The 10,990-nt window shown below is 50.6% G+C and carries 8 protein-coding genes and 1 pseudogene; 5 read left to right on the top strand and 4 right to left on the bottom strand.

Annotated features, from left to right (window positions below; all coding sequences use genetic code 11):
• Positions 1-93: 93 nt before the first annotated feature.
• Positions 94-900: pseudogene (locus tag ACOTXL_RS16300) on the top strand (ATP-dependent nuclease); the annotation flags it as partial.
• 168 nt (positions 901-1,068) lie between these two features.
• Here the strand turns inward: ACOTXL_RS16300 and copM are convergent.
• The 4 genes from copM to silR all read right to left on the bottom strand — a co-directional run bounded on the left by copM (position 1,069) and on the right by silR (position 4,397).
• Positions 1,069-1,419, bottom strand: a complete 351-nt coding sequence (gene copM / locus ACOTXL_RS16295) for a CopM family metallochaperone (protein WP_000647571.1) — start codon at positions 1,417-1,419, stop codon at positions 1,069-1,071.
• 147 nt (positions 1,420-1,566) lie between these two features.
• Positions 1,567-1,998, bottom strand: coding sequence for a silver-binding protein SilE (silE, locus tag ACOTXL_RS16290; RefSeq protein WP_000790485.1), 432 nt, complete (start codon positions 1,996-1,998; stop codon positions 1,567-1,569).
• Positions 1,999-2,242: 244 nt separating this feature from the next.
• Positions 2,243-3,724, bottom strand: a complete 1,482-nt coding sequence (silS, locus tag ACOTXL_RS16285) for a copper/silver sensor histidine kinase SilS (protein ID WP_000555736.1) — start codon at positions 3,722-3,724, stop codon at positions 2,243-2,245.
• Positions 3,717-4,397 (bottom strand): copper/silver response regulator transcription factor SilR, encoded by a 681-nt coding sequence (gene silR / locus ACOTXL_RS16280; RefSeq protein ID WP_000697968.1) that lies wholly within the window; start codon positions 4,395-4,397, stop codon positions 3,717-3,719. The genes silS and silR overlap by 8 nt, the downstream gene beginning before the upstream one ends.
• Before the next feature lie 189 nt (positions 4,398-4,586).
• Between silR and silC the strand changes: the two genes are divergently transcribed.
• From silC to silA, 4 genes are all read left to right on the top strand, one after another.
• Positions 4,587-5,972 (top strand): Cu(+)/Ag(+) efflux RND transporter outer membrane channel SilC, encoded by a 1,386-nt coding sequence (gene silC / locus ACOTXL_RS16275; protein ID WP_000475506.1) that lies wholly within the window; start codon positions 4,587-4,589, stop codon positions 5,970-5,972.
• A gap of 27 nt (positions 5,973-5,999) precedes the next feature.
• Entirely contained in the window at positions 6,000-6,353 is a 354-nt protein-coding gene (gene cusF / locus ACOTXL_RS16270) for a cation efflux system protein CusF (protein ID WP_001246155.1), read from the top strand.
• 113 nt (positions 6,354-6,466) lie between these two features.
• Positions 6,467-7,759 (top strand): Cu(+)/Ag(+) efflux RND transporter periplasmic adaptor subunit SilB, encoded by a 1,293-nt coding sequence (silB, locus tag ACOTXL_RS16265; RefSeq protein WP_000157620.1) that lies wholly within the window; start codon positions 6,467-6,469, stop codon positions 7,757-7,759.
• A gap of 10 nt (positions 7,760-7,769) precedes the next feature.
• Positions 7,770-10,916, top strand: coding sequence for a Cu(+)/Ag(+) efflux RND transporter permease subunit SilA (gene silA / locus ACOTXL_RS16260; RefSeq protein WP_000574029.1), 3,147 nt, complete (start codon positions 7,770-7,772; stop codon positions 10,914-10,916).
• Positions 10,917-10,990: the final 74 nt, after the last annotated feature.

Here is a 10,990-nt window from a genome sequence, read left to right as displayed (position 1 = left end):
GCGCTGGGATATCACTCCCCGAGGGAATACCGGCGGCAGCGGACATCGTTAACTTAAGATACAAAAGCTGTTCGGAGATGGAGGGTCAAGATCACGTCACAGCATCCGAACTATCAGATGATGCTGATGAAAGCGTTACTGGCACTGGCAGGCCAGCCGCACCGTCAGATTATCGTCACCACCCATGTCCCGGCGCTGGCCGGATTAATCCCTGTCGAAGGCGTACGTTATGTTACCCGAAATGAGGCGGGTGAACCCGTAGTAAAAATGCCGGATGACGCAGTGCTGAAGGAAGCCACTGAAAGCCTGGGGGTGCTGCCAGAGACCGGTATGGAAAGGGCGCAGGGGATTGTTCTGGTAGAGGGAAAGTCGGATGTTACTTTCCTGAGGCATGCGGCCAGTTCATTAAAACAGTCAGGTGCGCTGCCAGCCTCTCTGGAGGACGTGAAAATAGTGCCAGTCCTCATAGGAGGGTGTGGTAGCGTCAAACACTGGGTTACATTGAATCTGGCCAAAGATCTGGGGCTTCCCTGGTGCGTATTTCTGGACTCCGATATTGGGGGAGACCCTGCACAGGTTCTGTCCATCCAGAAGCGTAAAAAAGAAGTAGAGGAGGCCGGTAAGGTATTTTTCGCTACGCGCAAACGTGAGATAGAAAACTATCTGTGCCCGGATCTTATCGAGGAAATTACTGGTGTAGCCGTCACGTTTACGGACACCTGTGACGCTAAAAAAATAATCGGCCGGGCTGTGGGAATGAAACCCGATAATGTACTAGATAAATTCTGGCCTCAGATGACATCAGAAAGAATCATCTCAAGATCAACCTATCATGACGGAACGCAGGAGAGAAGCGAGCTGGTTGAGATCCTGAGCGACATTGTATCCATGACGAGATAATGTATTAAATAAGCATCTCAGGTGCATATATTCCGGTCCTCAACAAAGGACCGGAGTACAGAGTAGTAAAAACCCGAAATTAATCGGGTTTGAATTATATAAAGATTAACCGACTCCCGCGCCCAGGAACGATGTAAAATCACGCTTGTCGTGACATTTCTACAATGTTTACTTTTGACTATCAAGCCATTTATTCATCTGCTCAATTTCACCTTTTTGAGCTTTAATGATGTCCTGCGCGAGCTTTCTCATTTTCGGATCTTTTCCGTATTTGAGCTCGGTCTCAGCCATTGCTATTGCCCCTTCATGGTGCGCTACCATGCCTTTCGCAAAAGCCTTGTCGGGATCGGACTCATTTACGGCAGCCATCATTTTGTCATGCATGTCTTTCATGCCAGCCATATATTCCTGTGACGAAGCCGAGGTAGACATATCAGTCATTTTCATTTCTGAATGTTCTGCTGAAATCGCTGGCAGGGATAACATTAATACTGCAAATAAAGTGTTTCTGGCTTTCATAAAAAATATCCTTTTAGCGTTGATGCCCGTTAACTGTAGCAGAATCTGATAAAAATGCCCCCTGTAGGGGGCAAAGATGTTGCCATATATCCGGTTACGGAAAAATCTATCAAGGAAATAAGGACAGCACAGATACTTCCCTCGCCGTCAGCCTGCACTGAGCATGCGACGATGCGCTTCGGCCATGGCCTGATGTGGGCCAGACTGACCGTTATTCATAAATTCATGGGCAACTGCAGCTCTTTCATGCTCATTCATTGCCGCTAATGACTTCGACGGCCCGGTAGGGGAAACGGTCTGACTTCCCATCATCCTCTGATGACTTTCCACCATTTTCTGGTGCGCATCCGCCGACCCGTTCGTCATGGTTTCATGAGCAATAATGGCCTGTTCATGCTGGTCCATACCGGCCATACGAGGTGCAGTCCCCTGGATCCCGACAGGAGCCGCAGCAGACTGCATCTGGTGAGCAGGTGCCTGTGCATTGTTGACCCGCTCATGGATATTCACGGTTTCAGTGGCCCAGGCCGAAGAAATTAAGCCAAAGCCCAGCAAGGATGCTAATACGATATTTTTCATGATAACTCTCCATTTCTTAATTAGTGATGTCCGGGGGAGTACAACCGGTGTTTTCAGTTCCATAACTGAAACAGGTTCGGAAGTGTTTATTTCTCCGGGAGGGGACTGGATATTCATTTCCTGGCGTCCACTGACGCCGGATATTGATAAAGCAATCCAGCCTTCCTGATAAGTTGCACTAATTATATCGAATGGCTTCTGTTTGCTGCATGACAGGCTAATGACATCTTTGTCATTTAAATCTTTATTCCCAGCACTGGGTGTCCGGAATCATTTTCTCCAGTCTGGGCACGGATAAGATAAAACGCGTTGAGTGTACGTCCGATTCCACCTGCACTCTTCCGTGATGTGCTTCCACGATTGACTTCACAATCGCAAGGCCGATGCCGCTGCCTTCTCCTTTTCGTTGTCTGGACGGATCCACCCGATAAAAACGGTCAAACAACCTTGATAAATGCTCTTCAGGGATTGGTTTCCCCGGATTTTCAATCACAAGGTCAAAAAAGCTCTCCTGCTCTCTTATTGAGACGGTGATTGCCTGTCCCTCCGGGGTATAACGCAGGGCATTGGATAACAGATTATTGATCGCCCTTCTGAACATTTGTGGATCTCCCTCAACCAGGCAGGGCATCCCGTTAAATTTGAGCGTGATATTGCGTTCTTCGGCCCAGGCTTCGAAAAACTCGAAGACTTTCATGACTTCCGCTCTGAGGTCAAACATGACCCTGTCAGGTATCAGCTGATTATTATCTGCCTGTGCCAGGAACAGCATATCGCTGACCATTTTGGTCATCCGGTTATACTCTTCAAGACTGGAATAGAGGACATCCTCAAGTTCCCTCTGTGTTCGATCCTGACTCAGTGCGATTTCAGTCTGCGTCACCAGATTGGTGATGGGCGTTCTGATCTCATGCGCGATATCGGCAGAGAAATTGGCCTGGCGGGTAAAGACATCCTCAATCTTTCCAATCATATGATTGAACGAGATAACCAGTTGCTCCAGCTCAATGGGAACGCGTGTCGGTTCCAGTCGCGCATCAAGATTCTCGGAGGTGATGTTTTTAATGGCATTGCTGACATTACGAAGGGGCAGGTGCCCCTGACGGACAGCGATTCGAATGATCAGAACAATCAACAGGCTTATCACGACGGCAATCGCAATCAGGTTCTTTTTCAGCGCATCGAGGTAATGGAGATGGAAATTAATGGATAGGCCAGTCAGCATGACATAGTTCTGCTGTTTGCCCTGAAATATCGCCTGACCAGAGGAGGCGATAATCCTGTATGTTTCCATCTTCATTTCGGACCCGGTATCCATCGGTCCCGCAGGATCCTCCACCGTCCAGAGAAAGACATCCCGTGCGCGGCTGTGCTCGCTAAAATCTGCTGAATTCACTGCCGGGCGTAGTGCCGCCCCCTGAGCTGAGCTAAAGAGCACTTCCCCCCTGGGATTGAGGAGCAAAAGGGCAACGTTGCGGTAGCTGGCAATTGATTCCTTTATTTTGCTTATTTTTTTATCATCCGGATCCACCGGGGACTGCAGTATACGGTTCAGTGTGGTGCTGATTTGTTGAAGATCGCTGACATCCTGCTCGGCAAAATGATTTTCAACAGAATGCAGCATAAACCAGGTGAATGCGATAAAAGCCAGTATCGTGGACAGGCTGATAAAAAAGGTCAGCCGCAGAGCGAGTGAGAAAGGGCGTCTGGAAGGTTTGCTATGCATCCGGGACCTCCAGCATGTAGCCCACGCCCCGGACTGTCTGGATCAGCTTTGTCTCGTAATCGTTGTCTATTTTAGCGCGGAGTCGCTTTACTGCGACATCGATCGCATTAGTGTCGCTGTCAAAATTCATGTCCCAGACCTGAGAGGCAATCAGGGAGCGGGGAAGAACCTCTCCCTGATGGCGAATGAAGAATTCCAGCAGGCTGAACTCTTTACTGGTGAGCACAATGCGGTTTCCGGCGCGACTGACTTTTCTGGATACGAGATCAATCGAGAGGTCAGCCACCTTAAACTGGCTTTCCGTGATCATCGTGTTTCCCCGCCTCAGAAGGGTTCTCACCCGGGCGAGCAGTTCGGCAAACGCAAAGGGTTTAACCAGATAATCGTCCGCACCCAGTTCCAGTCCTTTGACCCTATGTTCGATCGTGCCGAGGGCTGTCAGCAGTAAGACCGGCATACCCTTTCCGGCAGTGCGCAGCATGCGGATGATATCCCAGCCGTTCACATCAGGTAGCATGATATCCAGAATGACTAAATCATACTCGGCTGTCATGGCGAGATGATATCCGGTAAGACCATTATCAGCGTGATCCACTACGAACCCTGCCTCTGTAAGCCCTTTGCTGAGATATTCACCTGTTTTAATTTCGTCTTCGACGATCAATATTTTCATCTTGCTCCCCGGCTGGCTGCTAATGTCATTCTATTGCGCCCACGATCGTTATCAACGGATTACAGCAAAAATGACAACATTGTCATTATCCTGTCACCCGGCAAACAGAGAGCGTTAGGTAAAGTACCCCTATCAATACTCTGGACTTCATTTGAACCATTTACCAGGTCTGCCTGGACGAGAAGCGTTATGTTCAAATTAAAATTACTCAGCATTAGCACGATATTCATCCTGGCAGGCTGCGTGTCGCTTGCGCCTGAATATCAGCGGCCCGCAGCACCGGTACCCCAGCAGTTTTCACTGTCCCATAACAGCCTGACGCCAGCGGTAAATGGCTATCAGGATACGGGCTGGCGTAACTTTTTTGTCGATCCCCAGGTTACCCGGTTGATCGGTGAAGCTCTGACTAATAACCGTGATTTGAGAATGGCTGCCCTGAAGGTTGAAGAGGCCCGAGCCCAGTTCAACGTCACGGATGCAGATCGTTATCCCCAGCTGAATGCCTCATCCGGGATAACATACAGCGGTGGTCTGAAAGGTGACAAGCCGACCACACAGGAGTACGACGCGAGACTGGAGCTCAGCTATGAGCTCGATTTTTTCGGCAAACTTAAGAACATGAGTGATGCTGATCGCCAGAACTACTTTGCCAGCGAAGAAGCCCGTCGGGCCGTACACATCCTGCTGGTATCCAACGTTTCACAAAGCTATTTCAGCCAGCAACTGGCGTACGAACAACTTCGTATTGCGCGGGAAACGCTGAAAAATTATCAACAGTCCTATGCTTTCGTTGAGCAGCAGCTCGTGACCGGGAGTACGAACGTTCTGGCACTTGAACAGGCGCGAGGACAAATCGAAAGTACCCGCGCCGAAATAGCCAAACGAGAAGGCGATCTGGCTCAGGCAAACAATGCCCTGCAACTGGTGCTGGGAACGTACCGCGCACTTCCGTCAGAAAAAGGGATGAAAGGCGGGGAGATAGCCCCAGTAAAATTGCCACCAAATCTGTCTTCACAAATTTTGCTGCAGCGACCGGATATTATGGAAGCGGAATATCAGCTGAAAGCGGCTGATGCCAATATTGGCGCAGCGCGAGCGGCCTTTTTCCCCTCAATTACCCTGACCAGTGGTCTTTCCGCAAGCAGTACGGAGCTGTCCAGCCTGTTTACGTCAGGAAGTGGAATGTGGAATTTTATCCCTAAAATTGAAATTCCTATATTTAATGCTGGCAGGAATAAAGCCAATCTGAAGCTGGCTGAAATTCGCCAGCAACAGTCGGTGGTTAATTACGAACAAAAAATTCAGTCAGCCTTTAAGGATGTTTCCGACACGCTTGCGCTGCGCGACAGCCTTAGCCAGCAACTTGAGTCACAGCAGCGTTATCTTGATTCACTTCAGATAACTCTCCAGCGTGCCAGAGGATTGTATGCAAGTGGTGCTGTCAGTTACATCGAAGTGCTGGATGCAGAACGTTCCCTCTTCGCTACCCAGCAAACCATTCTCGATCTTACCTATTCCCGGCAGGTTAACGAAATTAATCTATTTACCGCGCTGGGTGGCGGTTGGGTAGAGTAAATTTATTTAATTAATCAGGAAATTAAAATGCGTAATTCACTTAAAGCCGTTTTATTTGGTGCCTTCTCTGTCATGTTTTCTGCCGGTCTTCATGCTGAAACACATCAGCATGGCGATATGAATACTGCCAGTGATGCTTCGGTACAGCAAGTTATCAAGGGCACCGGTGTCGTTAAAGACATTGATATGAATACTAAGAAAATCACCATTTCGCATGAAGCAATTCCAGCGGTGGGCTGGCCTGCAATGACCATGCGCTTTACTTTTGTTAATGCAGACGATGCTATTAATGCCCTGAAAACAGGCAACCATGTCGATTTCTCGTTTATTCAGCAGGGCAATATCTCCTTACTCAAAAGCATTAACGTGACGCAGTCCTGATTGGCTGTCCGGAGCGATTACATCCTGTGCGCCTGTACATTCACATAGGTATATGTGTGAGTTAACCGTCAGGCGCATATGCCAGGTGTTTTGATTTTTTAGCGGAAAATTGTATGGCTTCTTTAAAGATAAAATATGCTGCAATAATTATCAGCAGCCTCATAGCAGGGGGGCTGATATCGGTTACTGCCTGGCAGTATGTAAACTCAGCACAAAAGACAGAAAAAACAGAACAAAAGGCACCGGAACGAAAGGTGCTTTTCTGGTATGACCCAATGAAACCGGATACCAAATTTGATAAACCCGGAAAATCGCCCTTTATGGATATGGACCTGGTGCCAAAATATGCTGATGACAGTGGCGATAAAAGCAGTGGCGGGATCCGTATCGACCCAACCCAGGTTCAGAATCTGGGATTAAAAACGCAAAAAGTCACGCGAGGAATGCTGAATTATTCTCAGACAATCCCGGCTAATGTCAGCTATAACGAGTATCAGTTTGTTATTGTGCAGGCGCGTTCTGACGGGTTTGTCGAAAAAGTCTACCCCATGACGATTGGCGATCATGTGAAGAAGGGGACGCCACTTATCGATATTACCATTCCGGACTGGGTGGAAGCACAGAGTGAATTCCTTCTGTTATCCAGCACCGGTGGTACTTCCACGCAAATTAAAGGCGTTCTGGAACGGCTTCGCCTGGCAGGTATGCCGGAAGAGGATATTCAGAGACTGCGTTCTACCCGGAGCATTCAGACCCGTTTTACCATTAAAGCACCTATTGATGGTGTCATTACTGCATTTGACCTGCGCACCGGCATGAATATTTCGAAAGATAAGGTGGTGGCTCAGATTCAGGGAATGGACCCGGTCTGGATCAGCGCTGCAGTGCCAGAATCTATCGCCTATCTGCTGAAAGATACGTCGCAGTTTGAAATTTCGGTACCGGCTTATCCGGATAAAACATTCCATGTCGAAAAATGGAATATTCTTCCCAGCGTGGATCAGACAACCCGTACGCTTCAGGTCCGTCTCCAGGTTTCTAATAAGGATGAGTTTCTCAAGCCGGGCATGAATGCCTATCTGAAACTGAATACCAGAAGCCAGGAGATGCTGCTGATACCAAGCCAGGCCGTTATCGATACCGGCAAAGAACAGCGCGTGATTACTGTTGATGATGAAGGCAAGTTTGTGCCGAAACAGATCCACGTTCTGCATGAGTCACAGCAACAGTCCGGCATCGGCTCCGGCCTGAATGAAGGCGATACCGTGGTGGTCAGTGGCCTGTTCCTCATTGACTCTGAAGCCAATATTACGGGCGCACTGGAACGTATGCGCCACCCTGAAAAAACAGAAAGCAGTATGCCAGCAATGTCTGACCAGCCTGTAAATATGCATTCAGGGCACTGAGGAGACGACGATGATTGAATGGATTATCCGGCGCTCTGTCGCCAACCGTTTCCTGGTCATGATGGGGGCCCTGTTTCTCAGCATCTGGGGCACATGGACGATTATTAACACGCCTGTCGATGCCTTGCCTGACCTGTCAGATGTGCAGGTCATTATCAAAACCAGCTATCCCGGCCAGGCCCCGCAGATTGTAGAAAACCAGGTCACCTATCCACTTACCACCACCATGCTGTCCGTGCCTGGCGCAAAAACCGTGCGTGGTTTTTCACAGTTCGGTGATTCGTATGTGTATGTCATTTTTGAAGACGGCACCGATCTGTACTGGGCCCGTTCCCGCGTGCTGGAGTACCTGAACCAGGTACAGGGAAAACTGCCCGCCGGTGTGAGTTCTGAAATCGGTCCGGACGCCACGGGGGTGGGCTGGATATTTGAATATGCCCTTGTCGATCGCAGCGGAAAACACGACCTTTCAGAACTGCGTTCTCTGCAGGACTGGTTCCTGAAATTTGAGCTGAAAACCATCCCGAACGTGGCTGAGGTCGCTTCGGTTGGCGGCGTGGTGAAACAGTACCAGATTCAGGTCAATCCGGTAAAATTGTCTCAGTATGGTATCAGCCTGCCCGAAGTGAAACAGGCCCTTGAATCGTCTAACCAGGAGGCCGGTGGCTCATCCGTTGAAATGGCCGAAGCTGAGTATATGGTCCGTGCCAGCGGTTATCTTCAGAGCATTGATGATTTTAATAACATCGTCCTGAAAACAGGCGAGAACGGCGTGCCGGTTTATCTGCGGGATGTTGCCCGCGTGCAGACCGGGCCTGAAATGCGGCGTGGTATTGCCGAGCTGAACGGCCAGGGCGAAGTCGCTGGCGGCGTGGTGATCCTGCGGTCGGGTAAAAATGCACGCGACGTTATCACGGCAGTGAGGGATAAACTTGAGACGCTGAAGGCCAGCCTGCCGGAAGGCGTTGAAATCGTGACCACCTACGATCGCAGCCAGCTCATCGACCGGGCGATTGATAACCTCAGTTCCAAACTTCTGGAAGAGTTTATCGTGGTGGCCATCGTCTGTGCCCTGTTCCTGTGGCACGTACGTTCTGCCCTGGTGGCGATTATCTCTCTGCCGCTTGGTCTGTGTATCGCCTTTATCGTCATGCACTTCCAGGGACTGAACGCCAATATCATGTCGCTGGGAGGGATAGCGATTGCCGTCGGTGCGATGGTGGATGCCGCCATTGTGATGATTGAGAATGCGCATAAGCGGCTTGAGGAGTGGGATCATCAGCATCCGGGTGAGCAGATTGACAACGCCACCCGCTGGAAGGTGATTACCGATGCCTCCGTTGAAGTGGGACCCGCACTGTTTATCAGCCTGCTGATCATCACCCTGTCCTTTATTCCTATCTTTACCCTGGAAGGTCAGGAAGGACGTCTGTTTGGCCCGCTGGCATTCACGAAAACGTACTCCATGGCGGGCGCGGCCGCGCTGGCCATCATCGTCATTCCGATTCTGATGGGATTCTGGATCCGGGGGAAAATTCCTGCAGAGACCAGTAACCCCCTGAACCGGGTACTGATCAAAGCGTATCATCCATTGCTGTTGCGGGTTCTCCACTGGCCAAAAACAACCCTGCTGGTTGCGGCCTTGTCCATTTTCACCGTTATCTGGCCGCTGAGCCAGGTGGGCGGTGAGTTTCTGCCGAAGATTAACGAGGGCGACCTGTTGTATATGCCGTCGACCCTGCCGGGTGTCTCTCCGGCTGAAGCTGCAGCGCTCCTGCAGACGACGGACAAGTTAATCAAAAGCGTTCCTGAAGTGGCCTCTGTATTTGGCAAGACCGGTAAAGCAGAGACCGCCACGGATTCCGCACCGCTCGAAATGGTTGAAACCACGATCCAGCTCAAACCTGAGGATCAGTGGCGTCCAGGCATGACGATTGACAAGATTATTGAAGAACTCGACAGGACCGTCCGTTTACCGGGGCTGGCAAACCTCTGGGTGCCGCCAATCCGTAACCGTATTGATATGCTCTCAACCGGGATCAAAAGCCCGATAGGTATCAAGGTGTCCGGAACGGTTCTGTCCGATATCGATGCAACGGCGCAGAGTATCGAAGCGGTCGCCAAAACCGTACCCGGCGTAGTGTCTGCTCTCGCAGAGCGACTGGAAGGCGGGCGCTACATTGATGTGGATATCAACCGGGAAAAAGCCTCCCGCTACGGAATGACGGTGGGCGATGTGCAGCTGTTCATCTCATCAGCCATCGGCGGCGCGACGGTAGGGGAAACGGTTGAAGGCGTGGCCCGGTACCCGATTAATATCCGCTATCCGCAGGATTACCGGAACAGCCCGCAGGCCCTGAAACAGATGCCGATCCTGACCCCGATGAAGCAGCAGATCACGCTGGGCGATGTTGCGGATATTAAGGTCGTTTCCGGGCCGACTATGCTGAAAACGGAAAATGCCCGTCCAGCCAGCTGGATTTACATTGACGCGCGCGGCAGGGATATGGTGTCGGTGGTTAATGACATTAAAACGGCGATCAGTCAGAAAGTGAAACTGAGACCGGGTACCAGCGTGTCATTCTCCGGACAGTTTGAACTGCTTGAGCATGCCAACAAGAAACTGAAGCTGATGGTGCCGATGACGGTGATGATCATCTTCATCCTGTTGTATCTGGCATTCCGCCGGGTTGATGAAGCCCTGCTGATCCTGATGAGCCTGCCGTTCGCCCTGGTTGGCGGGATATGGTTCCTGTACTGGCAGGGCTTCCATATGTCTGTCGCAACCGGAACGGGGTTTATCGCTCTGGCCGGGGTGGCAGCAGAGTTTGGCGTGGTCATGCTGATGTATCTGCGTCATGCCATTGAAGCGCACCCGGAATTGTCCCGTAAAGAGACGTTCACACCGGAAGGCCTTGATGAAGCCCTCTATCATGGTGCCGTACTGCGTGTCCGGCCGAAAGCCATGACCGTGGCGGTGATCATTGCGGGTCTGCTGCCAATACTCTGGGGAACCGGTGCAGGTTCAGAAGTCATGAGCCGTATCGCGGCACCCATGATTGGTGGGATGATCACGGCTCCGCTGCTGTCCCTGTTCATTATTCCTGCCGCCTACAAATTAATCTGGCTGCGCAGACATAAAAAAAGCGTGTCCTGAACCTGAAAGGGCACCCCCTGTGGGTGTCCTTCTTTACTGATTCACCCTGACGTCAGGGTTTAAATCGATAATAT

It is taken from the genome of Enterobacter cloacae complex sp. IR5402, assembly GCF_049238125.1.
Taxonomy (GTDB): Bacteria; Pseudomonadota; Gammaproteobacteria; order Enterobacterales; family Enterobacteriaceae; genus Enterobacter; species Enterobacter hormaechei_C.
This window is presented reverse-complemented; position numbering and strand designations above follow the sequence as displayed.

What these genes read in the sequence shown, in the direction of transcription:
- copM (WP_000647571.1), bottom strand. Translation starts at nt 1,419, where the DNA reads ATGAAAGCCAGAAACACTTTATTTGCAGTATTAATGTTATCCCTGCCA.
- silE (WP_000790485.1), bottom strand. Translation starts at nt 1,998, where the DNA reads ATGAAAAATATCGTATTAGCATCCTTGCTGGGCTTTGGCTTAATTTCT.
- silS (WP_000555736.1), bottom strand. Translation starts at nt 3,724, where the DNA reads ATGCATAGCAAACCTTCCAGACGCCCTTTCTCACTCGCTCTGCGGCTG.
- silR (WP_000697968.1), bottom strand. Translation starts at nt 4,397, where the DNA reads ATGAAAATATTGATCGTCGAAGACGAAATTAAAACAGGTGAATATCTC.
- silC (WP_000475506.1), top strand. Translation starts at nt 4,587, where the DNA reads ATGTTCAAATTAAAATTACTCAGCATTAGCACGATATTCATCCTGGCA.
- cusF (WP_001246155.1), top strand. Translation starts at nt 6,000, where the DNA reads ATGCGTAATTCACTTAAAGCCGTTTTATTTGGTGCCTTCTCTGTCATG.
- silB (WP_000157620.1), top strand. Translation starts at nt 6,467, where the DNA reads ATGGCTTCTTTAAAGATAAAATATGCTGCAATAATTATCAGCAGCCTC.
- silA (WP_000574029.1), top strand. Translation starts at nt 7,770, where the DNA reads ATGATTGAATGGATTATCCGGCGCTCTGTCGCCAACCGTTTCCTGGTC.